Raw genomic sequence first — 24,427 nt, forward strand, 5'->3', positions numbered from 1 at the left:
CCTCAACTATCAATATTCTATTGTCTATGTTCATGCACAAAACATAAACATTCGCCACTATACAACAACAATATACTATGGCATTTTTAAAACATTATTTGGAAATAACTTCACAATTTCAAGCTCAAACATGAGTTTCCAGAAATATGACAAAAAGCTTGAAACATAGGTATTTGATTTATGAAAATTGATAAAATTCCAGACTCGATTGATCCTGCCTTGAATCTAGAACAGATTCGTGAAGAATGCTTGGAACTGGTTAAAAAGCGTTCTTATGTTTCTGCCGGTGCAGCTGTAGTACCCGTGCCTTTTTTTGATGTGGTCATCGATGTCGGTATGTTGTCTTTCCTCATCCCTGAAATCAATGCACGTTTTGGTTTAGCACCAGATCAAATCAGCGTTTATGATCCTGCCACCAAGAAAATCCATTGGAATGAACTCCGTAAACGTGGTTTTGAGTTTTCAGGTTTAGTCGTGGCACGTACTGCTGTTAAAGCATCCTTTAACAACATGGCTGCAAAAATCATCACCAAACAAGTGACCAAATTCATTCCGTTGGGTGGTTCAATTATTGCCGCAAGTTTAGGCTATATTGTGATGAAAAAAGTAGCTGAAACACATGTTGATGAATGTTATAAGCTCGCAAAAGGCATTCAGCAAAAACAACAGGCCAGTGTGGTTAAATATTCTTAATCTAAAAATATAAAAGCAAATAAAGCGGGATTAAGCCCGCTTTATATCAATCAGCCATAGAAGAATAGTTTACTCAATCAACAGCCGTTTTAGTCCGCTTTTAACTGTTTGAGAATAGCCTTCAATACCTGAATCCGCGCTGAATATTTGTCATTGGTTGCCACAATATGCCAGGGAGCGTATTCAGTATCAGTACGTTCAAACATATCTGCTGCCGCATTTAAATATTCATCCCAATGTCCACGATTTCGCCAATCTTCAGGCGTAATTTTAAAACGCTTGTGCGGTGTTTGCTCACGTGCTTTAAAACGGGCTTCCTGTTCTTCCTTGCTTATCGCCAACCAGAACTTCACCAACACCGTCTGGTTGTCAACCAAATCCTTTTCAAACCGATTGATTTCATCGTATGCACGTTGCCACTCAGCCGGCTTGGCAAATCCTTCAATTCGTTCAACCAATACCCGCCCATACCACGTTCGATCAAAAATACTGATTTTTTCTTCTGGTTGCAGCTTAGTCCAAAAACGCCATAAATAGGGTCGGCGTAATTCGTATTGCTCAGGCGCTGCGATGGTATAAATTTCATATTCACGGGGATCAAGATTTTTGACAATGCGTTTGATTGCCCCACCTTTGCCCGCCGCATCCATGCCTTCAAAGGTGATCACGACATTTCTTGAATCGTTACGCAGGGCTTCAGATACTTTTTTGGTGAGTTTTTTTAATTCATCTTTGTACTGGTCTTTATCCAACTCATCTGTTGCAGGTTGCTGCAAAGCTTCAGGAACAGCAGCCTGTTTCCATTTCGTTCTGACACTTGTTTTATGCTTCGGTAACTTTTTCAATGCCTGTAAAACATACTGCGCAAACTGTTGATCTCGCGCAACAGCATCATCACAGTCAATCACATACCAGTCATCGGTAAAACGTTGTCGCAGCTTTTGTACAGTATCGTATTGTTTTTTATTGCGCCAATCCAAACCCATCAGCTTATGCCAACGCTGCTCAGATGAATCCATCGAATCCAAACGTTTTTGCAAGCTTTTCCATGGCAAATCAAACCAAACTTTAATCACATCGACATGGTTGTTTTTAAGGTCCTGTTCAAAAGTACGCATATTTTCAACATAGGTATCAAACATGGTTTCATCTAGAGGTTTTGACACATGCATCGCGGTTGAGAGTAAGTCACTGTACCAATTTCCAAAAAAAATCTGGATTTGTCCTTCAGAAGGAATATGACGGGCATAAGGCTGCCAAAAACTTTGTTTTGTCGTGAATAAACACGGTGGATCTGCTTTGACACGTAAATAACGAGGATCAACCCATTCACGTAATTGTTTAACTGCTTCCCCTTTCCCCGCCAACTCAATTCCACTGACCAGAATGACTAAACTTTTTGCATTGTTTTTGTCTTTTGAATTCTTTAAGGCATACTGCGCCTCGATCAAATCAACGGATAATTCTTCTTCATCACGCAACGCAAACGGTAATTGTTGTTCGATCATCTGCTTCTCTACTTATCTGATGGTCTTTTCGAGTATACCCATTCCCCCACAGTGGCGTTATATATTTTCTGTACAAAAACACAAGGTTTTGTCTATTTAAAACTCCACTGACCATATTTCTTGATTGTTTTTTCACTTTTGTCATAGTCCTGTGCCTCAACTCGCTTTATCCTGTAAATAAAAGAAGTTTAGAGTTTTTGTATGTCAAAACTTGCTGCACTTGATCAGCTTTTAGAACAATATCAACAATTCAGTTATCATACTGACCCCGTTTTAAAGCAACGCCTGCATGAAGCACAGGATTGGCTAAAAGCCCGCATTCAAAACACTCACCATGATTTGTTTAATCAAAAAGAAAATCAGCTGATGGCGAAATATTTCATTCAGCGCCTGTATGGCGGTCCTGAGTTTGATGATTTGGCTGTGCAAATTGAACGTTTGCTTAAATATGCCCATAAAGCTGAGAAAATCATTCCTGAAAATGCCATCAAAACTGGATTGAAATCTGTTGGTTTGGCTGTACTTGCCATGCAACTGGATGAGCAGGTCGCCGCGCAATTACTTAAAGACTACCCTGTACATCAGGCGATTGATGATGACATGATGCGACTGACGCTGTTAAAACTCGATCAAGCCGAGGCTCGCCAAAAACAGTTAAGTTTATTGGATGATTTAGGTGGTGCACTGGATAAATATATGCGCTCATTTATCATGCATACCGCCTTTAAAATGTGTAAGGGTACGGCAACAAAATATAAGTTTGAATTGATGTATGACTTTATTGGCGAAGGCTTTGTTGCCATGAAACCAATGAAATCTGCGGCTAAATTTATCCATGAATTTACGCTGAAAGAAAGAGAAATTGTTGAAAAAGTTCATCGTGGCGATCCAAACCCTTTCCAGATTTAATCTATTCAATGATGCTCTCAGACCGATCTTTAGGATCGGTTTTTTGTATATTATTCATAACAATTGCATCATGAAGACTGCAAAATTTTGCAGAATCTGTCATTATGCAGTGCAATATAAAATTTCCTATTTTTGTGTTCAGGAGTGACTCAAATGTCGAATGAAAACCAAAAGCCAACAGCATCGGCTGAAACGGCAACAAATACAGACAAAGTGAGTCCATTTCTAAGTGAACCATTACCGCAAGGTGCACCTCAGGGGCAACAACAATCCTTACAGCAGCAGATGACGGATACCCCTGTGTCAGGTCAAGTACCTAAATATAATCTGCCACGTGGCGCAAATACGGGCAATGTCGGTGCAACCACCCACTTTGGCTACAAAACTGTCAATAGCGAAGAAAAAGCACAGAAAGTTGCAGAGGTTTTTCACTCTGTTGCAAGCAAATACGACATCATGAATGACCTGATGTCATTTGGTATCCATCGTTTATGGAAACGTTTTGCAATTAATATGTCTGGCGTGCGCCGTGGACAGCATGTACTCGATATTGCAGGTGGAACCGGTGATTTAGCCAAGGTTTTCAGTCGTGAGGTTGGTCCTACAGGTCATGTGGTATTGTCAGATATCAATGAGTCCATGTTGAATGTTGGTCGTGATCGTTTAATCGATGCGGGCTGCACCAATGTTGACTTTGTTTTAGCCAATGCTGAAACTTTAGAACCTTTTGCAGACAACAGTTTTGACTTGCTTACCATCAGTTTTGGCTTGCGTAATGTCACGGATAAAGATGCTGCATTACAGGCGATGTATCGTGTTTTAAAACCAGGCGGTCGTTTATTGATCCTTGAGTTTTCTAAACCTGTGTTTGAACCATTTTCAAAGCTATATGACCTCTATTCATTTACCGCATTGCCGATCATGGGTAAAATTGTGGCAAATGATGCTGAAAGTTATAAGTATTTAGCAGAATCAATCCGTATGCATCCAGATCAACGCACACTGAAGGGCATGATGGAAAATGCGGGCTTCCAAAACTGTGATTATCACAATCTAACGGGTGGTATCGTTGCGGTACACCGTGGTTTCAAACTGTAATTTTCCAAAATAGCACAAGCAAGGTTGGGTTATGTGGTCAATTCTGGCACTCGGTGCAGTTGAACGATTCATCAATCATGGGATTAATTTGGATGCGATTACTCGCATTCAATTCAATCAATTACAAGGCAAGCTGCTACGTGTCGTCATTGATGCACCCCAGCTTTCTGTTGATGTCTTTTTTGATGAACATAAAGTTCGTCTTGAACCGACTGTTACAGGTAAAAGCCAAACATCTTCTATTTTTGAACAGCGTCCTTTTGATCAAACTAGTCATATTTCAGAAGCCACAGCAACATTGCATGTTAAAAATGTAGTTGAATTGGTCAAGTTATTTGTTGCTGATGAAGTTGGCAATATTCCGTTACAGGGTGATTATCATCTTTTGCAGGACATCCAGAAGATTATTCAACAGACGGAACCTGATTTAGCCTCACAATTAAGCCCATGGATTGGTCCAGCACTTGCGCATGAGATCGGTAAGATTCAATTTGCGCCTCAGCATTTAAAACGTTCTTTACAAAGCCATTTATTTTTTGCTGAAGACTTTTTAAAAGAAGACAGTGGCATTCTAGCTCCCCGCTGGCAAATGAATGATCTGCAACACGCTACGCGTCAGCTGAATCAAAATATTGATCGCATAGAAGCAAAAATCCAACAACTCAAAGCTCTACTTAACTCACACCAAGATCAGGTAATTTAATTTATGATTCCGCATATTGCCCGTTTATTCGAACTTTGGCGTATCGCAGCGCACTATAGACTCGACACACTGGTTCCTGCGGAAGAGTTACCTGAAAAAGTCCGCCATGCGCTGTCTTTAATTCGCCTGCACCCTGCCGCATGGTCAAGTAAAGAACGTAAAAATCCGCTTAAGCTTAAAGAAGCTTTAGAAGAGATGGGACCGCTTGCAATTAAATTAGGGCAGTTGCTATCAACACGACGTGACTTAATTCCACCTGAAATTCTACAGCAATTGGTTTTATTGCAAGATCGGGTGAAACCTTTTGGCTCGGATGTAGCTAAGACACGCATTGAACAATCACTGAAAGCCAATATTTCAAGTATCTTTGCAAGATTCGATGAACAACCTCTCGCTGCGGCTTCAATCGCACAAGTGCATACGGCAGCTTTACATGATGGTCGTGAAGTCGTGGTCAAAGTGACTCGCCCAGATATTCGCAGTCAGATTCTACAAGACTTTGAAATTTTGCAGTGGCTCGGTGCAAGCTTGGAAAAGCGTCTTGAAGCGGCACGTGCAGTGCATTTATCTGAAATTATTCAAAATTATCGCCAAGTTATCTTAAATGAACTTGATCTGACACTGGAAGCAGACAACACTCGCCGTATGCGCCATTACTTCACAGGCTCAAGCATGATGTACGTGCCGGAAGTCTATATGGACAGCAAAGATGTCATGGTGGCTGAACGCATTACAGGGGTTCCGATTTCAGATGTAGAAACCTTCGAGCGTTTGGGTATGGATCGTAAGGATCTTGCCGAGAAAGGCTTGACCATCTTCTTTACCCAGGTATTCCGAGATAATTTTTTCCATGCGGACATGCACCCAGGAAATGTTTTTGTTGAGACCTTAAATCCAAGCCAGCCCCGCTATATTGCGCTGGATTGTGCCATTATGGGTGAATTGTCTAAGCAAGATCAGATGACCGTTGCCCGTATGTTGCTTGCAGTCATGAACAGCGACTTCATGCAGTTGATTCAGATTGTGCATCAAGCAGGTTGGATTCCACCGGGCACAGATCAAGATGCCTTGGCTCGAGAAATGCGTCGCACCGTTGGACCGATGGTGTCTAAACCGATGCATGAATTAGATTTTGCTGGCATTTTAATTCAGGTCATGGATATCGCTCGTCGTTTCCATTTAGAAATCCCCCCACAATTGATGCTCTTACTCAAGACTTTGGTACACGTGGAAGGCTTAGGTACAGACTTATACCCTGAGTTAGATATTTGGAAGTTGGCAAAACCTATTCTGACAGAATGGGTCAAATCCCAAATGAATCCACAAAAGAATCTAAAAGAGCTGGGACAAAAAATTCCTGATTTACTGTTAGGTGCTCAGGATTTTCCAACATTGATGATTGATAGTTTAAATGGTTTAAAAAACCAGTCTGCTTGGCATGCCAAACAATTGCATGAATTGCAGATGATGCGCTTGGAAGTTGAGCATCAACAAAAACGAAGTTGGATTTTTGGTAGCCTCATGGCGATTTTACTATCAATAGCCATCATTGCGCCTTGGTATATTTCGATTATTTTAATCATCTTGGCCAGTATTCTAGCCATCTGGCGGATTGCTAAATAACATTAACGCGCCTATTCAAAGAATAGGCTTTTTTGTTTGAATGACTGCAAAGTCATCTACTGACACCTCTCGCCATTGTTGAACAATTCGCTGAACTTAAAATGAAAATATCCGTTTGAGTGAGTGTCACAATGATTCAGATTTTACAGAAACATCCTTCTGCTTTAACCCTCCGTGCAGGCTCACTCGCAAAACAACTTATCGAAAAAGAAGGCTTGCAGCCACAACAGGTCGATATGATTCCTGGCGCAGCAGGAGGCCCAAAAGGTATCGGTCTCATGGGACTTGATCAAGCCATTTTTGGAAATTTTCTACAACGTGCAAAACAACGACGTTTCTTAATCGGCTCATCTGTCGGCGCATGGCGTTTTGCAGGGATTTTGGCACAAGGCGAACAACTTGGACCAGAACGTTTAGCTGAGTTATATATTCATTTGCCTTTTCATAAAAAAATGAATATTGCGGAGATCGAGAAAATTTCTCGAGAAATGCTGTATCGCATACTCGACCAACAATCCAGAAAACTGGTCGAACACCCTGATTACCATCTCACCATTATCTCAGCCAAAGCCGAACATTTGTTTCAGAGTGATCAAAAGCTTGCCCTATATGCTTCCTTATTGGGCATTATCGGCAGTAATGCGATTTCAAGACAACATCTGAGTAAGTTTATGCAGCGGGTGATTTGTCAACCCGCACAATTTCCACAATTTAAAATTCGGGATGATGCATTTAAAACGCATTATTTAAACTTTGATCAAGACAATGTTGCTGACTGGCTGATGGCATCAGGTTCAATTCCAGCAGTGACACCCGCTGTCAAAAATATTGCCAATGCACCTCAGGGGGCATACCGCGATGGTGGTTTGATTGATTATCACATCGACCTGCCTTTTGAAAGCAAAGGAATTGTTTTATATCCACATTTTAGCGACAGTATTATTCCGGGTTGGTTCGATAAAATGTTTAAGTCGCGTACAGCCAATCCTCGAAATCAAGCACGAACTTTACTGATCTCGCCTTCTCAGGCTTATTTACAATCATTGCCTCTAGGGCGTTTGCCTGACCGTAAGGATTTTGTAATGAAGGGTTTAGATGATCAAAAACGAATTGCATGGTGGAAGCAATCCGTCGCAGAAAGCCAACGACTCGGGGATGAGTTTCTAGAATTGACTGAAAAGCAGAATTGGGCTGAGCGAATACAGGATTTATAGTCACTGATTTCTATTTACAATTGAAACAACAAGGACGTTGTACAAAATAAAGTGTGTTGATGACTGATTTTTTGTTAAATTTAAATCATTCAACAGGCTTATGCTAATAATGACTCAAAATAAAATTCCAAAATTTGCCATCGTTGGAGCAGGAACGGCTGGGCTTGCAGCTGCAATTTTACTTGCGCAACAGAATATTCATGTCACCATTTTTGAGAAAGCTGCTGCACTTGAACCTGTTGGTGCAGGTCTGCTATTACAACCCTCAGGACTGGCTGTTTTTGAACACCTAGGTGTTTTAGAGGATGCTTTAAAACTTGGCGCATGGGTCACAGGTTTAGAAGGACAACTCGCCAATGGGTTTAAATTGGTGGATAGTCATTATGCACAGGCTCACCCCGATTTTTATGGTCTAGGTATTCATCGGGCAACCTTGTGCCACGTATTGGAAAAAAAATGCCAGGCATATGCTGAATGGATCACATGGCAAATGAATACCGATATTCATCGGCTTGAAGAATCTACAGATGAAATTCGAGTCATCGGCACCCATCAACATGAATACTTTGACGATGTTTTTGATACCGTCATAATTGCCAATGGTGCACGAAGTCAGTTAAGACCCAGTCAATGGGTTAAAGTTGACCAAGCTTATCCTTGGGGAGCCAAATGGACCATTGTGCCCGAATGTTTAGCATTGGATACACAGATCCTGCATCAATTTTATGACCGCGCTAAAATCATGATGGGAATTCTGCCCACAGGCGCTATTCCAAATCAACAACAGCAACGACTTTCCAGTATTTTTTGGAGCCTACCCAGCAATCGGCTAGAGAGTTTTTTACCCGACCAACACGCACGTTCCAAATGGCTCAACGAAATTTCCAAACGCTGGAAACCTGCAGCGGATTGGTTAGAGCAGGTCATCGCCAATCCAGAAGAAAAACAGCAATGGCTTTCAGCCAATTACCGTGATGTAGTACTTTCCAAGTTCGGTGAGGGACGTATTGGAGTGATGGGGGATGCTGCACATGCAATGAGTCCACAGCTTGGTCAAGGTGCGAATATGGCACTTTTAGATGCATGGGCTTTGGGACAAGCTGTTCAACATGCAAGCGAAAATCAAGGGATCAATTATGCAAAGCTTTGGCAAAATTACCATCAGCATCGGAAAAGCTCGACAGATTTTTATCAATTTCTAAGTCGCTTGCTTACACCACTGTATCAATCTGATCTTTGTTGGGCAAGTGCTTTGCGAGATTTCAGCTTTTCGTGGATGTATCGAATTCCCTATTTTCGCAAAGAGATGGCCATTACGGTAACAGGCTTAAAGTCAGGTATGTTGAGCCAAATGAAGTATCAGGATATTGCGCAATCCTCAGTGAACAGAAAAAAATACTGAACAGCATGACAAGACCATATATGCAACAGCCCTAAAGCTGATCTTGCTCGATAAAATACTGGCATTCCGCTCACTCAGATAGATGAACATGAATGCAAATTCATTATATTTCATCAAAAATTTTATCAAGGACTCAGGTTCAGATAACATAATTGTTGCTGTTTATATCTGACAATTTTATGTGACACCCTGATCCCGTTTGGAGGCATGCAGGTCGCCGTTGATCAAAGATAGATGCATAGCACAAACAAAACACTGCTATGTGAGCAGCACAAGCGTTGGCAATCTTTCTGAAAAATAAAGCGCCCGCCAGTCAAATGGATTGAAATTTTTGACAAAATATAAACTTGCAAAAATAACTTAAATAGTAGGTAAGTTTTCAATCTTGTCTGAACAAGACTTTTTAATCTCCATTAAATGCATGATCAATATTTTCCTAAAATGTTGGAAATAACGTACACTATACAAGCACTATACTGTCTACAGCGTGCGTTTAAAGCAACTCTCTTATATTGATTAACTTGGTGAAATCCTATGAACAATCTGCAATGGCTCGATGAAGTAAAATTTAACGAACAAGGACTTATTCCTGCTATTGCACAACATCATCAAACTGGGCGTATTTTGATGGTGGCATGGATGAACCGTGAAGCACTTCAACTCACCGCTGAAAAAATGCGTGGCGTTTACTTCTCTCGTTCACGCAATAAATTGTGGTTTAAAGGTGAAGAATCTGGGCATTTCCAAACCGTCTATGAGATTCGTCTAGATTGTGATGCGGATGTCATCGTTTTACAAATCGAACAACATGGGGGCATTGCCTGCCATACAGGTCGTGAGTCTTGTTTTTACCGTAAGTTGACAGCGAATGGCTGGGAAATTGTTGATGCGCAACTTAAAGACCCACAAGCAATTTATGGCGAAAATACTTCAGCAAATGCGCATACGATTGCCATGAATGCTTCCAATGCTCAGGCTGAACAGGTCGAAGTCTTGGATTATCTAGGCAAAATGATGGCGGAGCGCAAAGCTGCGGATCCGGAATCATCTTATGTTGCCAAGCTCTACCACAAAGGTTTGAATAAAATCTTGGAAAAAATTGGTGAAGAAAGTGTTGAAACGATCATTGCTGCAAAAGACTTTAAAACGGAAGCCAATGAAAATCATAAAAATGATTTAATCTATGAAGTTGCAGACCTATGGTTCCATACTATTGTGATGCTTGGCTATTTTGATTTGGATGTTCAAGTGGTATTGAATGAACTTGCTCGTCGTCAAGGGCTCTCTGGTTTAGTGGAAAAAGCCAATCGTGAGCATTGATTAATAAATCAGCATTGATAATATTTTTATGGTCTTCAATGCATATCAGCCATAAAAAAGCAGCGAATATTCGCTGCTTTTTTATTACAGTTTTCGATTAAGAAGATTTCTTTTCAACAGATGGCGCAATTGGATCAGCAGTCAAATAACCGACAGCAGCCGCATAGCGATCTTTGTAGTTTTGACGAATTAAAGAATCTAGCTTTGGTTGCACGATATCATGCAGCCCTTTTTCCCAATCACCTGCATGTTGGAAATTACTCATAATATAAGTCCAACCATTTATAGCATCAACAGCGTGCAAACCTGTAGATTCAGCGCCTGCTGGGCAAGATAAAATACGTGTTAATACTTTTGTATCTACATGATATGCCCATAAGAAGTTATTTACATGCATCCCGCTATCTTCACCAATAAATAGGGTACGTAATGCTTCTGAGAACTTAATGTTGTCTGGGTTTGCTATTTTATTTGGATTTGCCAAGTTACCTAAAGCATCAGGGGTTGAAAGATCTTCACCTACCAACATAGCAGGAGGTTCCATATGTGTGGATACCCACTCACTGTTAATTAACTGACCTTTATGGTCTACTTGACTGCCCTTTAAAGTATGCGCATATACAGCACCAGCCTTAGGACCTTGGACCTGAATATCTGTCGTTTTATCAATCATCGAAGACTGGACATAAGACATCGCTGAATATGCAATTTTGTCTTTAATGTTGACTGTCGTACCTTCCATTTTAGTGAAGCCCATACTTGCACCAACTAAAGCGGCATAACGATGTGTTTCAAGAAATGCTGCTTCACGCTCTTTGCCAGCAACTAATTTAATCCAGTTATCCTTACCGCTGTAACGAATCTTGGTATAGCTTGCATCTTTAGGATCAACTGTTTTTACATCCATCAAATCAGTAATCTTGTATTTATCTGCCCAACCTTTTACTTCATCGCTGGTAGCATGCCCCAAATTAATCCAAGAAATATCACCTGCACCAGCACCGACACCTGAAGTTTGTTTCCATTTGCCCACATATAATGTTCCAGCAGATAAATCTTTCTCTTTATCGGCAACAAACATAAACAAGCCACCATTGGTTGCATCATCCCCCATCAATGCAGTGCGATTATCTGGCATCACCTGAATCAGCTCATGTGAAATACGCCCAAGACAATAATGCTTTTTAATTGAACTTGTGCCATCTGCATTCACTGAGATTTCTGGCAAATGACCATAATGATAAACATTGGCTTGATTTGCATCACCAAATAAGTTCTTACTAAACACAGGTAAATAGCTGCCCGCAATATTATTCGCATCAGGTTCATATTCTTCGCTTGAAAGATGGGTACCCCATGGAGATAAGCTTGCACCACAGGTGATCCACAAACCATTGACCTTAGATGTATCTACATTGTGATATTTAACTAATGTTAGATGACCTGTTTTAGGGTCTTGATCTAATGTAAGTACAGCAATCGGGGATGGCAATAAACCATACATTGAAGCTAAACTTTGATCGTGTGTTGTATATTCGAATTGAACCACATGGAACACAGGATTTCCTGTTACACCCAATGCTTTCTTATCTGCATCAGTAAAATCTTTACCTGTGGCTTGTTTAAAACTGATTAGAGAACTGCCATCTGGACAGTCAGAGAAGAATTGACGTTCTTTACCCGCAACAGACTTGTCAATAATAGGCTGGTTTTTAATATCGTAATAACCACCCGCCAAGATCTTACCGCCCTTTCCATCACTGACCATATCACCTGTCTGGAAGAAGGTTTTATAGGCAAGTTTGTAGTCAGTTTTGCTATTATCATCCCAAGTAACAGCAAGACCAGATGCTGCTGTGGTTGTTGCCATCGCTGCTGGATTTGACAGAGTTGGGGCATCCATCGGGGTAAATGTTGCGGTCTTGAGTTTAGCTGGGTTGATCGGTTGAACGCTGTCTTTGTCATCATCGTTGCAACCTGCAAGAGTCGCAGAAGTTGCCATTGCCCCAAGTGGAAGAAACGGAATGCTGGCTAACCATGTAAGCACTTCACGGCGTGTGTGTTGGCTGGCTGAATTTGTCATAACTTTATCCAAACATATTATAGAATTTTTCCCGAGCCTAGTTTAGAAAGCAGTTATGACAATCTAGTTTCACTTTTAAGTCATTTTAAAGACAAACATATACAAAAATTCGTATGATGATAAAAAAGCTCAAGTTTGTTGTTTTAAGTTTTTCTTATCAACCTGTATTCTTTTCCATCGCACCCTCATTCCACAACAACCCCATAGATTTAATCCTAGCACTCAGCATTCTTTGCTATACTCAGAGCATACTGAATTTCAACCCAATAAGATTTCATAACGACTGTGCCTTATTCTTTTAATCCGACATCCGAGCAAAGTTTTGCAATTGCAGAAGCAAGAAAAGGACAATCCTTTAAAGTGATTGCCTATGCTGGCACAGGTAAAACCACCACTTTACAGTTAATCAGCGATGCCATGACTGATCGACGTGGGATGTATCTGGCATTTAATAAAGCCATCGCAACAGAAGCACAGAATAAATTTCATCAAAATGTAGATTGCAGAACCTTTCATTCCCTTGCTTTCCGTAGTGTGCCTCGTGGAGTAACCGATAAATTACGCTTGCCCCGTTTAAGCCCAAGTTTTATTGCAAAAGAATATCGACTTGAGCCGATTACATTGAGACGCTTAATGGGAGGACGTTATGAAAAATACGTGTTGATGCCCAGCCGTTTAGCCAGTCTGGTGGCCAACGCAGTCAGTTATTTCTGCTCAACAAGTTCTCAATATCCTGCACCACGTCATATACAAGCACCCAGCTGGTTGCATCCCGATGATGTCGAATCTTTGCAAACACACCTTTATAAAGCGGTAGAGCGTCGTTGGTTGGAGTCGATTGATCCAAACCATCAAGCGGGAATTGGTCATGATATTTATCTCAAATTATGGGCGCTGTCAGATCCATTTATTCCTGCAGATTATGTCTTGTTTGATGAGGCACAAGATGCTGATCCATTGATGCTTGGCATTTTACTACGTCAACGCAATACCCAAGTCATTTATGTCGGCGATGCACACCAACAAATTTACGCATGGCGCGGTGCAGTCAATGCCATGCAGCAAATGCCCCTTCCTGAATCGCGTTTAACCACCTCGTTTCGTTTTGGTGAGGCAATCGCAGATGTCGCAAATCATCTACTCGGTGCTTTGGAGGAAACTGTCCCTCTGTTGGGGAATCCAGAAATGAAATCTACTGTGGTCAACAAACCCCATACCAAAATGCGTGATGCAATTTTATGCCGTACCAATGCCCGAGCAATGGAATTGCTTCTTTCAGGTTTGGTTCAGGGAGATAAAGTCAGTTTGCAAGCCGATCATGCCAAACTAAATCGTTTTGTCGATGCCGCCAGTTTATTAAAACAGGGCAAACGTGTAGTCGATGTTCCTGAATTAGCCTGGTTTAATTCTTGGCATGACGTGCATGAATATTGTGAAACCAATGACGGAAGTGATATCAAGCCTTTAGTTAAACTGGTTGATGACCATGGTACCGACCCACTTAAAAAAGCACTTGCTAAAATTACCCCAATAGAGCAAGCTGATTATGTGATTTCTACCGCACATAAAGCCAAGGGCCTTGAGTGGAATCGAGTTCATATCGAAGATGATTACCAATTTAAAATAAACGGTTTGGAACATAAAATCAGTGATGAAGAATTGAGACTTTTATATGTTGCTTGTACCCGAGCAAAAGCCAGTCTAAATATTCATCACATTTATGATCTGGTACAACAACTGAAAGTAAAAACTCCATTTAAAAATAAGGCAACAGCATAAGGTTTTGATCCCTTCATCAATATGTAAAATTGCATAGTCAAAAGATGAATCGTCATAGATTTTCATGCTGCCCGTTAAATGTCAGGTATCTTATGAAACTAGAAGCAATTCATTTTCGGCATACATACCATTTTGCTGATTTAAAAATAAATTTCGATAATAAAAATAATAAATCGATTACCCTCATTGTGGGTGATCAAGCCAGCGGTAAAACCGCCATCATTAAGAATATTTATCAAGCGCTGAGCTGGTTTCCGGCTCGTCTGAAAGATTTAAGAACGCCTGGTATTGTGATGCTTGATCAGGACATCATGCAGGATCGCATTCAATCTAAAATTGATGTTCATATCCATTTCCCAGCAGAAATGGGACAATTGACAGAAAGTAATGCAACAACTGAAGCTGATCCTCAAAGCTGTCATTGGCAGCTTTATAAAACCATTAATAGCTCAGGGATAGGAATCAGCAAAGTTGAACTACAGCAACTCGAACAGTTGGTGGAGCGTTATCAGCAAGTGATTAAAAATGATCCCCTACAAGGATTACCTATGCTGGCTTACTATCCCGCTGAACGTTTTGTCAATGAGGTTAATATTCTCAATAAAAATAATCCGATTGTTTTACAAGCACATAATGCCTACGAATTGGTACCAATTCCCTATACAACCTTTGCTCGATTTTTCGAATGGTTCAGGGAAATGAGTGATATTGAAAATGCACAACTTGCACAATTATTTCAAAATGTTCTAGAAAAAAAACAGCCAGTTGCTCACCTCGATCAAGACTTTCAGCATATTTTATTTCAGGCACATTCGCAATTACATGCACCCAGCTTAAAAGCATTAAAGAAAAGCCTGAATACCATTATTCCTGAAATCACCGATATCTATCTCGAATACCAACCCAAGCTACAACTCATGGTGACTTATAAGGACCACAATTTTAGTTATCAACAATTGTCCAATACCGTCAAAAATTGGTTGGCATTGGTGGGGGATATTGTACGTCGCCTGTGTTTGCTCAATCCATTGAGCCTTTATCCTTGTGAAGAGGGGGAAGGCATCTTGCTGATCGATCAAATTGATGTCGATTTAGATCAACTCGGATTACAGTTCATTGTGGATCGCTTAAATATGGCATTTCCTCGTCTGCAAATCATTGCAACAGCCAGCCATGAAGCCCTGTTGGAGCAAGCGGATGAATATCAATGTTTTAAACTTGAAAATAAACAACTTTATGAAATTAAAAGCAATGATGTATGGGATGAGTATCAACACATCTATGAAAATTTATTGAAAGACATCCCTAAAGATAGCGAACAGCCTTTACTTGAACCCAGTATGCAGAGTCTCAATGCACAACAATTATTTCAGCAATTTCAACAGCTCAATGAAGAGCAACAAGCTGAATTGAAGCGTTTAATTCAGTCAGGTGATGATCAGTCTTCACATAAATCATTGCTTTAAAAAGGATTTAGTCGGACAGTTATTCTGAAAACATGGTGACTGTTGAGAAATGGTCAATCTCTGCTTTTTTTTTACATTCTCAAATCGTGACGATACTTATTTTGAATTGATTTTTTGTCAAAGCTGATCAAAATGATAGATTGCGACTCATGGCTTAAAGATTAAACAGCCAAATGCGATCATAAGCGTATAATTACAAATGTTTGCGCAAAAACTGACAAAATAAATTGATGTTATTCTGCTCATGTAATACTATGAAAAAATCAATTCAAATTAGATTTTTCAATCTTAATTGATTTTCTAATCGTTTTCTCATGTTGCGCAACACAACTGATTTTTACTCATTAATTTAACTCGGCTTTCAAGATTTAAGTTATTGGACTGTTCCTTGCATTCCTCAAATCCTTGAAAGATAAGATTCACATAGGTTTCACGACCTATTCACGATAATGGATACGCGTGTGCTTCCGATTATTATTCTATTACCGTTAATACTTGGCACTACCCTTGTCCTGTGGCTGAAGCAATTCTCTCGTGGGGTAACAGCTTTAGGGGCAATCGGGGTCAGTTTAAGCAGTTTTATACTGTTACTGACTCAGGCAAAAACAGTATTGAGCGGCAATGCCATTTTAGAACAGTGGCAATGGTTACCCCGAATTGGGATTGATTTTAGCTTTCGTCTAGATGCATTAAGTTTAATTTTTTCATTGCTGATCACCGGTATTGGCACCCTGATTTATATCTATGCCTACTACTATCTAAATCCTAAAAATTCTCTCAGCAAACTCTATTCATTATTGATGCTATTCATGGCAGCGATGCTGGGTATTTCTCTATCGAACAACCTCATCATATTATTGGTGTTCTGGGAACTGACCAGTATTTCATCATTCTTGCTCGTGGGTTACTGGAGCAACTATGAAGCAGCGCAACGCGGCGCACGTATGGCACTGACCATCACAGGGATGGGTGGCTTAGCCATGCTGGGCGGATTTATTTTGATTGGTCATATTGCAGGTACCTATCAAATTGACCAACTCACCACAATGACAACAACAATTCAAAGCAGTGGTTTATTTGTTCCAGCCTTATTATTGATTTTATTGGGCGCATTTACCAAAAGTGCGCAATTTCCTTTTCACTTTTGGCTTCCAAATGCGATGGCAGCCCCAACGCCTGTTTCGGCGTATCTACATTCAGCGACCATGGTCAAAGCGGGGATTTTCCTTGTTGCTCGCTTACTTCCCATTTTTGTGGGTTCAGCGTTGTTCCATAACCTCGTGACCACCATTGGGTTGTTTACCTTATGTATGGCAGCATTCTTTGCCATTTTCAAAGAAGATTTAAAAGGTCTACTGGCTTACTCGACGATTAGTCATTTAGGTCTGATCATGTGTCTCTTGGGCATGGGTTCTCCATTAGCCGTTGCAGCGGCGATTTTCCATATCATTAACCATGCCACATTTAAAGCCGCTTTGTTCATGATTGCAGGAATCATTGATCATGAATCAGGTACACGTGACTTAAGAAAACTCAGTGGACTATGGCAACTGCTTCCTTTTACTGCAACATTGACCATGATTACTGCTGCAAGTATGGCAGGTGTACCCCTCACCAATGGTTTTATTTCTAAAGAAATGTTCTTTACGGAATTGTTGGCAAACTTATCTGGTGGCTATGTTGTGCTAGCCGCAATCGTTGCAACCTTGGCTGGGCTATTTGCAGTTGCCTATTCGGTACGTCTGGTACATGGTGTATTTTTTGACGGTGAAGTCGGGCGTGATGTGCCCAATAAAAATGCGCATGAACCGCCGCTTGGGATGCGCCTACCCGCAATTGTATTGGCAACGCTATGTATTCTGGTGGGTATTCTTCCTGCCCTTTTGGTGGAAAATATCGTCAATGCAGGAACACGTGCATCTACACAACATTTAAACTTTGAAGGTGTTCATCTAGCCATTTGGCATGGTTTTAATCTGCCTTTACTCATGAGTGCTGTTGCCCTCATCGGTGGTGTGGTTTTCTACTTTGCCTTAGCCAAAGGTGGACGGATTCGTGAAATTGACCTTGATCCAAGCTTAGGGCGCTTACAAGGAAAATTATTATTTGAAGATTTCCTGAAAAATCTGTTATCACTTTCCCGCAAGCTAAAGAAAAGTACCGAAACGGGTTCACTGCAAAACTATTTATTGCTCATTCTGGCGTTGAGTATCGCTTTAGTCGCCGCACCGCTACTCAATCAAAACCTTACTACAGGCACACGTGAACTTACCCATGCACCATTCACAGCAATCGTACTTTGGTTATTGTTGTTCTCGGCATGTTGGATGATGCTGTGGTTCCATCATGAACGGATCAAGGCTGTGCTAATTAGTGGCGCAATAGGTCTGGTCGTCACCATGATTTTTGTGACGCTTTCAGCCCCTGATCTGGCACTGACTCAAATTACTGTAGATGTGGTTACTACCGTACTCTTGTTGATGAGTCTGTCACTCCTTCCTCAACTGACACCTTATGAATCGAGCCGTACACGTCGCTGGCGTGATGCTGTGATTGCCATTGGTGGAGGTATCGGAATCGGTTGGATTGCATGGCTCATCATGACACGTGATCATCATTCAATTTCATGGTTCTTTGTACAACAGTCACTTCCATTGGGCGGTGGTTCAAATATCGTCAATGTCATTCTAGTCGATTTCCGTGGTTTCGATACCTTTGGTGAAATTGCTGTATTAGGCATCGCAGCGATTGGCGCGCTCTGCATGATGGATGGGATGCGTACACACGGTACCACCATGACAAAAGGATTAAGCTATCGCTTTAACCCGTCACCTTTGATGTTCCGTATGACCGCCTCATGGGTACTCCCTGTTGCTTTAGTGGTCAGTTTGTATATTTTCTTACGTGGACATAATTATCCAGGTGGCGGCTTTATTGCGGGTTTGATCACCTCAATGGCACTGGTGATTCAATATATCGCACTCGGACAAGACCAAGCGGAAAAAATGCTGCGAGCGAAATCAGGTCGGCTCTACGAAATCTGGATTGGATTAGGATTATTGATTGCAGGGCTATCAGGCATTGCTTCATGGTTGTGGGCTCGTCCTTTCCTCACCAGTGCGCATGTCTATGTTGAATCAAGCCTATTTGGAACATTCCATCTCGCTTCTGCGGCAGCATTCGATCTTGGTGTATATGGCACTGTAGTCGGTGCGACAATGTTACTCATTTCTGTTTTAGGCGACTCTAGACATTCCAGTATGTCTGGTCCAGTACCCAAGGAGTAATGCATGATCAGTTTAGAATTTTTAATTGCATCTGCGATTGGATTATTGGTTGCCTCTGGTATCTATCTTATTCTTCGAGCTCGTACCTTTCCTGTTGTTCTTGGATTGGCGATGATTGGCTATGCCGTGAATATTTTTCTATTCGCGATGGGAAGAATACAAATCAGTTCACCCGCCATTCTCACTCAGGCGACAAAAGTCACCGATCCTTTACCGCAAGCTTTGGTACTCACAGCAATTGTGATTGGCTTTGCAACCACCGCTTTTATCGTGCAGTTGGCATTACGCAGCCGATATGAATCGGGTACCGACCATGTTGATGCAAAAGAGGAACCCAGTAGTTTTGACCCACGTGAGGATGAGCCATAATGAGCAGCTTTTTAGATTTTTGGTATGCTCATTCTCCAATTATGAGTATCCTGATTCCGGCATTTACTGGTTTCTTACTCATTTTACTGGGCAATCCTGGTTCTGGGGCTTTAAAACATGATTGGCGACAGCCATGGCGTCGTGGTCTGAGTTTAGTTTCGATTGTTCTCGGACTTGCGACAGCCATTGCTTATCTGCTCCAAGCCAATACTGGAAAAATATTTGTTTATCAATTGGCTGAATGGTCAGCACCATTTGGTATCGTTTTGGTGCTGGATCGTTTATCGGCATTGATGTTGGTGCTTACCTACGCACTTGCAACCCCAATTTTATGGTTTGCCAGTAAGGAATGGGATGAGCGTGGTCGCTACTTCCATGCCATGTTCCATCTGTTGCTGATGGGATTGAGTGGTGCATTTCTAACAGGCGATTTATTCAATCTATTTGTTTTCTTTGAAATATTGTTAATGGCATCATACGTATTGCTATTACATGGTCAAGGCAAAGCCCGTTTTCAACTGGGTATACATTACGTCACCATTAACTTACTGGCTTCAGCCCTGTTCTTGATTGGATTAGGAATGATTTATGGCAGTGTCGGTAGTTTAAATATGGCAGATGTGGGTCGATTGTTACCTACTTTAGACAACGATCAACATCGACTTGCGATTGCGGGCGGTTTACTGCTGTTCGTGGTATTTGGGATCAAGGCAGCCATGTTACCTGTCGGATTTTGGCTACCAAAAACTTATGCTGTCGCAACAACACCAGTTGCTGCCATTTTCACGATCATGACCAAAGTCGGTGTGTATGCGATTTTACGTGTTAACGGCACAGTATTTAATGATGCTTTAGGCGCGCATTTTCTTCAAACATGGTTATTGCCTATCGGTTTGCTCACTTCACTTTATGGGGTCATTGGAGCGCTGGCTACAGAGCGTTTGCGTCGTTTTGTCGGCTTTATGGTGCTGTCTTCGATTGGCACAATTTTAGTTGCCATTTCAATGCTCAATACACAAGCATGGTCGGCAGGTTTATATTACCTGGTCCATAGTACTGTGATTGCAGCATCGTTCTACTTAGTGTGCGGCTGGATTACGTCACAACGTGGTGTAATGAAAGATCACCTCAAAGTTGCGCCTAAAATGAAGCAGGACAAAGTGTTGGCAATGACGTTCTTTCTGATTGCCTTGATGATGGCAGGCTTACCGCCATTTAGTGGCTTTTTGGGCAAAGTTTTAATTTTGCAAGCCACTGCAAATATCCCAGCGCAAGGCTGGATTATTGCGGTGATTCTAATCGTCAGCCTATTGAGTATCATTGCTTTTACCCGCGTCGGATTCATTCTGTTTTGGCGTGCAACTGCACCTGAAAATAATCCTAAAGAGCAAGCTTATGCTGCTTATCAAGCTTTGCCAAATCAAGCACCTCCCCGCAACGATAAAACAATTTATCTATTGCTGGCGGGTTTAATTGCCTATGTTGTCTGTGCCGCACCCATTTTAAACTATGTTGAAAAAACAGCCGCACAAATTACTGATGCATCCCTGTATCAGCACGGTATTTTAAAAACTGATGAACAAGGACAAACCATTAGTGTCCAGCCGTTCGATCCTAACTATGTTCCTGAAACCAAGTACAATGGTGAAATGGTCGATCCAAACGCGCATTATATTCCCTACATTATTAGCCCAGATACTTTACAGGGCGAACATATCTCTGAGTATAAGCAGCGTCAAATCAAAGGACAGGAACAGCAGCATACGGAAAATAATCAACTGAAGCCAATGGAGCAATAAATGCAGAATCAATCATTATTGACCCGTATTGTGCCGCATCCCTTTGTATCTGTGATTGTGGCAATGAGTTGGCTGATGCTGAACCATAGTGCTGAAAGTTTTGATATTGTGGTGGCAAGCGCGCTAGGTCTGATTATTCCCAAATTGATACAGCCCTTTATTGTTTGCACCCCGAATATTCATTGGAAAAGTGCCATTCAATTATTTTTAGTGGTGCTGTGGGACATTATTATCAGTAATATTAAAGTCGCAAAACAGGTTTTGGGCCCCACCAAAAATCTTCAACCCAAATGGTTTCGTATCCCTTTGGACACAGACCACGAACACGTGAATACACTGTTGGCGATGATCATTACCACCACCCCCGGTACTGTCAGTGCCGGAATCGATCAAGAGCGTGGGGATATTTTGGTCCATGCCTTGAGTTGCGATGATGTCGATGCTGAAATCCAAGCCATTAAAGCCCGCTATGAAGTTCCACTAATTGAGATATTTGACCTTCAACCAGGAGACCGCTCATGAGTATTCTGCCTTATGCGTTAGGCATTTGTTTAGTTGCCGTCACGCTCTCCATGTTGCTGTGTTTGATTCGTTTGGTGATGGGACCTTCGATTGTAGATCGACTACTGGCGCTTGATACCCTATTTTTAAATGCGACTTGCTTAATCGTGATTTTGGGTATTTATTGGGCAAGTACGTCAATGTTTGAAGGTGCGCTTTTGGTCGCAATGCTTGGTTTTGTTTCAACTGCTGCACTTGCCCGTTATTTCACAACGGGTCATGTGATTGATTAAGGAGGGCTGCCATGGAAAATAATATACAGCTTATCATGGAAATAACCGTTTCCTTTTTTCTCATTATTGGTGCATTTTTTACTTTAGTTGGCGGGATCGGGATGGTTAAACTACCTGACTTATTTATGCGACTCCATGCACCAACCAAATCGAGTACTTTAGGTTTAGGCAGCTTTCTACTTGCAGGCATGATTTATGCCGCATTTAACAGTCGTTTGGGTTTTGCAGAACTCCTGATTACCTTATTGGCTTTTATTACGGCGCCTGTATCTGCTAACTTAATTGCTCAAGCAGCAATTCATTTACGACTCCGTTCTACGTCTGGGGATGTTCCTGAAGCAATCAATCGACCTTTACCCTGGCAACGTCAGAAAATTATCAAACAATTTAAGGATGATATTTAATTCATCTTGAGCTTAGCAGCAGTGTTAGAAAACATGAAATTTTTAGCACTGCTTTAGGTTAAACACTCAATCAAACACATTCAAGTAAGTTAAAAAAACAAATGCTTAGTGGGTTCTTTTAATCATCCCAGCGCCTCTTTTCTGATTTTTCTACAAAAACATGGTTAAAAAATTAGCACACGCCTCAGCATAAGTTTAAAATTCGAGGCTATGCCTATTCATTGAAACCTGTACAATAAAATCAGCTTAATAAATGAGATTGAGTATGTATACTGGCATTGTTCAAGGCTTAGAAAAAGTGGTCAACATCCGACATAGCGATCACTTTACAACCCTTTATATTTCCAATGAAAATCACTTTTTTGACGATATTTTTATAGGTGCAAGTGTCGCAATTGATGGAACATGCTTAACAGCAACAGGTTATGATACCGTGTTAGATACGGTATCATTTGATGTCTCCGCACTCACCATGTCATTGACCACACTACAATTTTTGAATATTGGTGATCAGGTCAATGTAGAAAGGTCAATTAAAGCCGGAATGGAAAATGGTGGACACAATCTTTATGGACATATTGAAGGTATGGCAACCATTCGGGATCTTATCCATACAGGTGAGACGGTACATATTGATCTTGTCATCCCTGACGAAAATATCAAATACTTCTTTAAAAAAGGTTTTATTGGACTACAGGGTTGCAGTCTGACGGTCAATCGGGTTGATCGAAAAAATAATGAAATATCAGTGGATTTAATTCCAGAAACCTTGCGATTGACCACATTTAAACATGCTCAAGTCGGTGGAAAGCTCAATTATGAAATCGACCAAATGACCCGTACCATGGTGGATACTTTAGAAAGTATCCACCAGCGTCTTCAGGAAAACTAAAAAAGCACATATTTACGATGAGCTTTTTTGGTACTTATTTGAATTAACTATAAAGCGGTGGATGAACTTCTTCTTGGAAACTTTCCATTCCATACTCATCCGCCAATTTTTCCTTCCAATAAGCAACAATCTTTGAATAATCAATTTCATCTGGATGAAAGTCAGCTTTGTAATAAGACAAATATTCTGGAATCAATGAAATCAGCATTTTGGAAATCATATAAATTCCAAAAATGTTTTGTGGGACTTTCGGCAAGCTTTTTTTCCAATCCTGCATAAACAAACGTGTTGCAGAATAGAAGGTTAAACTCGCAAAGCCCGTGGTCACATTACGCATCACTGTACGACGAGTACGGTCATCCTTATATATTGCCTGATATACATCAAAAGCCACTGCACGATGCTCAATCTCTTCGATGGCATGCCATACCCACAGTTTGACAGCATCATCATCCAAAGTGCTTAATACTTCTGGATGTCGGAGAATATAGCCACCCAATAAAGCGGTGAAGTGTTCAAATGCCGCAGTAACCGCAAGTTGCAATTTGGGATGAACACTTTTGATAAATGCATCTCGACGTGCCAACCACGCTTGGAAACTGTCTAGGTTATAGTCATCACGGCGCCATGCATCATTAAATTCTGTATGTGCTTTGGAATGCATCGCTTCTTGCCCAATGAATGCCGCAATTTGTGCTTGCAATTTTTCATCTGTAATTTTGTCTCGTACATTACGTACACTATGCACGAAGAATTGTTCACCAATCGGAAAGGTTGAAGACAATGCCGTAAGTAAGTGCGACATTACGGGTGAATTCGCAAAAAAATGTCTGCGAATCGCTTTAGGGTTAAAGCTTGGTTTACGGACTTTAATACCAATAGCTTTAGGACGATTTAGATATGATTTTTCTGCCGTCACTTGAACTGTTGACATCGGTCTAATCCTACATTTGTCTGAATTCAACCTATATTGGCATAATCTCAATATTTGTATATTGCATAATCATTCACAGAATAGCAAAAATGCTCAGATTGTCAGAACAGTCAGATAGATATGAAAAACATCATGTTGAATTAAATATTT

The 24,427-nt window shown here is 41.0% G+C and carries 20 protein-coding genes; 17 read left to right on the forward strand and 3 right to left on the reverse strand.

Annotated features, from left to right (window positions below; all coding sequences use genetic code 11):
- Positions 1-180: 180 nt before the first annotated feature.
- The gene (locus tag IMO47_RS10265) at positions 181-693 is read left to right on the forward strand and encodes a hypothetical protein (RefSeq protein WP_196075520.1); all 513 of its coding nucleotides are present in this window, start codon (positions 181-183) and stop codon (positions 691-693) included.
- An 89-nt stretch (positions 694-782) separates the two neighbouring features.
- On the opposite strand, the gene IMO47_RS10270 is transcribed toward IMO47_RS10265, so the two are convergent.
- Entirely contained in the window at positions 783-2,201 is a 1,419-nt protein-coding gene (locus IMO47_RS10270) for a phosphate--AMP phosphotransferase (RefSeq protein WP_196075521.1), read from the reverse strand.
- Between the two features lie 201 nt (positions 2,202-2,402).
- Between IMO47_RS10270 and IMO47_RS10275 the strand changes: the two genes are divergently transcribed.
- From IMO47_RS10275 to hisIE, 7 genes are all read left to right on the forward strand, one after another.
- Positions 2,403-3,110 carry a hypothetical protein gene (locus IMO47_RS10275; RefSeq protein WP_196075522.1) on the forward strand — a complete coding sequence of 236 codons (708 nt, stop codon included), beginning with the start codon at positions 2,403-2,405 and terminating at the stop codon, positions 3,108-3,110.
- Between the two features lie 153 nt (positions 3,111-3,263).
- Entirely contained in the window at positions 3,264-4,208 is a 945-nt protein-coding gene (ubiE, locus tag IMO47_RS10280; protein WP_196075523.1) for a bifunctional demethylmenaquinone methyltransferase/2-methoxy-6-polyprenyl-1,4-benzoquinol methylase UbiE, read from the forward strand.
- A gap of 31 nt (positions 4,209-4,239) precedes the next feature.
- Positions 4,240-4,911, forward strand: coding sequence for a hypothetical protein (locus IMO47_RS10285; RefSeq protein ID WP_196075524.1), 672 nt, complete (start codon positions 4,240-4,242; stop codon positions 4,909-4,911).
- A 3-nt stretch (positions 4,912-4,914) separates the two neighbouring features.
- Positions 4,915-6,534 (forward strand): AarF/UbiB family protein, encoded by a 1,620-nt coding sequence (locus IMO47_RS10290; RefSeq protein WP_196075525.1) that lies wholly within the window; start codon positions 4,915-4,917, stop codon positions 6,532-6,534.
- A gap of 131 nt (positions 6,535-6,665) precedes the next feature.
- Positions 6,666-7,748, forward strand: a complete 1,083-nt coding sequence (locus tag IMO47_RS10295) for a patatin-like phospholipase family protein (protein ID WP_196075526.1) — start codon at positions 6,666-6,668, stop codon at positions 7,746-7,748.
- 109 nt (positions 7,749-7,857) lie between these two features.
- On the forward strand, positions 7,858-9,150 hold the full coding sequence (locus IMO47_RS10300; protein WP_196075527.1) for an NAD(P)/FAD-dependent oxidoreductase: 1,293 nt from the start codon (positions 7,858-7,860) through the stop codon (positions 9,148-9,150).
- A 534-nt stretch (positions 9,151-9,684) separates the two neighbouring features.
- Positions 9,685-10,470, forward strand: coding sequence for a bifunctional phosphoribosyl-AMP cyclohydrolase/phosphoribosyl-ATP diphosphatase HisIE (hisIE, locus tag IMO47_RS10305; RefSeq protein WP_196075528.1), 786 nt, complete (start codon positions 9,685-9,687; stop codon positions 10,468-10,470).
- A 97-nt stretch (positions 10,471-10,567) separates the two neighbouring features.
- Here the strand turns inward: hisIE and IMO47_RS10310 are convergent, their stop codons facing one another.
- Positions 10,568-12,553 (reverse strand): alkaline phosphatase PhoX, encoded by a 1,986-nt coding sequence (locus IMO47_RS10310; protein WP_196075529.1) that lies wholly within the window; start codon positions 12,551-12,553, stop codon positions 10,568-10,570.
- A gap of 285 nt (positions 12,554-12,838) precedes the next feature.
- Between IMO47_RS10310 and IMO47_RS10315 the strand changes: the two genes are divergently transcribed.
- From IMO47_RS10315 to IMO47_RS10355, 9 genes are all read left to right on the forward strand, one after another.
- Positions 12,839-14,332, forward strand: coding sequence for a UvrD-helicase domain-containing protein (locus tag IMO47_RS10315; RefSeq protein WP_196075530.1), 1,494 nt, complete (start codon positions 12,839-12,841; stop codon positions 14,330-14,332).
- A 92-nt stretch (positions 14,333-14,424) separates the two neighbouring features.
- Entirely contained in the window at positions 14,425-15,798 is a 1,374-nt protein-coding gene (locus tag IMO47_RS10320) for an AAA family ATPase (protein ID WP_196075531.1), read from the forward strand.
- A 449-nt stretch (positions 15,799-16,247) separates the two neighbouring features.
- Positions 16,248-19,085, forward strand: a complete 2,838-nt coding sequence (locus IMO47_RS10325) for a monovalent cation/H+ antiporter subunit A (RefSeq protein ID WP_196075532.1) — start codon at positions 16,248-16,250, stop codon at positions 19,083-19,085.
- A 3-nt stretch (positions 19,086-19,088) separates the two neighbouring features.
- A complete protein-coding gene (locus IMO47_RS10330) occupies positions 19,089-19,454 on the forward strand; it encodes a Na+/H+ antiporter subunit C (RefSeq protein WP_196075533.1) in 366 nt (121 codons plus the stop codon).
- Positions 19,454-21,253: a monovalent cation/H+ antiporter subunit D gene (locus tag IMO47_RS10335; protein WP_196075534.1), complete on the forward strand. Its 1,800-nt coding sequence runs from the start codon at positions 19,454-19,456 to the stop codon at positions 21,251-21,253. Before IMO47_RS10330 ends, IMO47_RS10335 begins: the two co-directional genes overlap by 1 nt.
- The gene (locus IMO47_RS10340; RefSeq protein ID WP_196075535.1) at positions 21,254-21,775 is read left to right on the forward strand and encodes a Na+/H+ antiporter subunit E; all 522 of its coding nucleotides are present in this window, start codon (positions 21,254-21,256) and stop codon (positions 21,773-21,775) included.
- A complete protein-coding gene (locus IMO47_RS10345) occupies positions 21,772-22,047 on the forward strand; it encodes a monovalent cation/H+ antiporter subunit F (protein ID WP_004825367.1) in 276 nt (91 codons plus the stop codon). The genes IMO47_RS10340 and IMO47_RS10345 overlap by 4 nt, the downstream gene beginning before the upstream one ends.
- 23 nt (positions 22,048-22,070) lie before the next feature.
- Entirely contained in the window at positions 22,071-22,451 is a 381-nt protein-coding gene (locus IMO47_RS10350) for a Na+/H+ antiporter subunit G (protein ID WP_196075611.1), read from the forward strand.
- Positions 22,452-22,716: 265 nt separating this feature from the next.
- Positions 22,717-23,343: a riboflavin synthase subunit alpha gene (locus tag IMO47_RS10355; protein WP_196075536.1), complete on the forward strand. Its 627-nt coding sequence runs from the start codon at positions 22,717-22,719 to the stop codon at positions 23,341-23,343.
- Positions 23,344-23,386: 43 nt separating this feature from the next.
- Here the strand turns inward: IMO47_RS10355 and IMO47_RS10360 are convergent, their stop codons facing one another.
- The gene (locus tag IMO47_RS10360) at positions 23,387-24,277 is read right to left on the reverse strand and encodes a metal-dependent hydrolase (RefSeq protein ID WP_196075537.1); all 891 of its coding nucleotides are present in this window, start codon (positions 24,275-24,277) and stop codon (positions 23,387-23,389) included.
- Positions 24,278-24,427: the final 150 nt, after the last annotated feature.

It is taken from the genome of Acinetobacter sp. Res13-Abat-PEC15-P4-01 (genome assembly GCF_015676285.1).
In the GTDB taxonomy this organism is placed as follows: domain Bacteria; phylum Pseudomonadota; class Gammaproteobacteria; order Pseudomonadales; family Moraxellaceae; genus Acinetobacter; species Acinetobacter nematophilus.

Excerpts from the sequence above, each read along its gene's own strand:
- IMO47_RS10355 (WP_196075536.1), top strand. The coding sequence starts at position 22,717 with ATGTATACTGGCATTGTTCAAGGCTTAGAAAAAGTGGTCAACATCCGA.
- IMO47_RS10310 (WP_196075529.1), bottom strand. The coding sequence starts at position 12,553 with ATGACAAATTCAGCCAGCCAACACACACGCCGTGAAGTGCTTACATGG.
- IMO47_RS10340 (WP_196075535.1), top strand. The coding sequence starts at position 21,254 with ATGCAGAATCAATCATTATTGACCCGTATTGTGCCGCATCCCTTTGTA.
- IMO47_RS10345 (WP_004825367.1), top strand. The coding sequence starts at position 21,772 with ATGAGTATTCTGCCTTATGCGTTAGGCATTTGTTTAGTTGCCGTCACG.
- IMO47_RS10275 (WP_196075522.1), top strand. The coding sequence starts at position 2,403 with ATGTCAAAACTTGCTGCACTTGATCAGCTTTTAGAACAATATCAACAA.
- IMO47_RS10285 (WP_196075524.1), top strand. The coding sequence starts at position 4,240 with ATGTGGTCAATTCTGGCACTCGGTGCAGTTGAACGATTCATCAATCAT.
- IMO47_RS10300 (WP_196075527.1), top strand. The coding sequence starts at position 7,858 with ATGACTCAAAATAAAATTCCAAAATTTGCCATCGTTGGAGCAGGAACG.
- IMO47_RS10270 (WP_196075521.1), bottom strand. The coding sequence starts at position 2,201 with ATGATCGAACAACAATTACCGTTTGCGTTGCGTGATGAAGAAGAATTA.
- IMO47_RS10320 (WP_196075531.1), top strand. The coding sequence starts at position 14,425 with ATGAAACTAGAAGCAATTCATTTTCGGCATACATACCATTTTGCTGAT.
- IMO47_RS10335 (WP_196075534.1), top strand. The coding sequence starts at position 19,454 with ATGAGCAGCTTTTTAGATTTTTGGTATGCTCATTCTCCAATTATGAGT.
- IMO47_RS10295 (WP_196075526.1), top strand. The coding sequence starts at position 6,666 with ATGATTCAGATTTTACAGAAACATCCTTCTGCTTTAACCCTCCGTGCA.
- IMO47_RS10330 (WP_196075533.1), top strand. The coding sequence starts at position 19,089 with ATGATCAGTTTAGAATTTTTAATTGCATCTGCGATTGGATTATTGGTT.
- IMO47_RS10290 (WP_196075525.1), top strand. The coding sequence starts at position 4,915 with ATGATTCCGCATATTGCCCGTTTATTCGAACTTTGGCGTATCGCAGCG.
- ubiE (WP_196075523.1), top strand. The coding sequence starts at position 3,264 with ATGTCGAATGAAAACCAAAAGCCAACAGCATCGGCTGAAACGGCAACA.
- IMO47_RS10265 (WP_196075520.1), top strand. The coding sequence starts at position 181 with ATGAAAATTGATAAAATTCCAGACTCGATTGATCCTGCCTTGAATCTA.
- hisIE (WP_196075528.1), top strand. The coding sequence starts at position 9,685 with ATGAACAATCTGCAATGGCTCGATGAAGTAAAATTTAACGAACAAGGA.
- IMO47_RS10325 (WP_196075532.1), top strand. The coding sequence starts at position 16,248 with ATGGATACGCGTGTGCTTCCGATTATTATTCTATTACCGTTAATACTT.
- IMO47_RS10360 (WP_196075537.1), bottom strand. The coding sequence starts at position 24,277 with ATGTCAACAGTTCAAGTGACGGCAGAAAAATCATATCTAAATCGTCCT.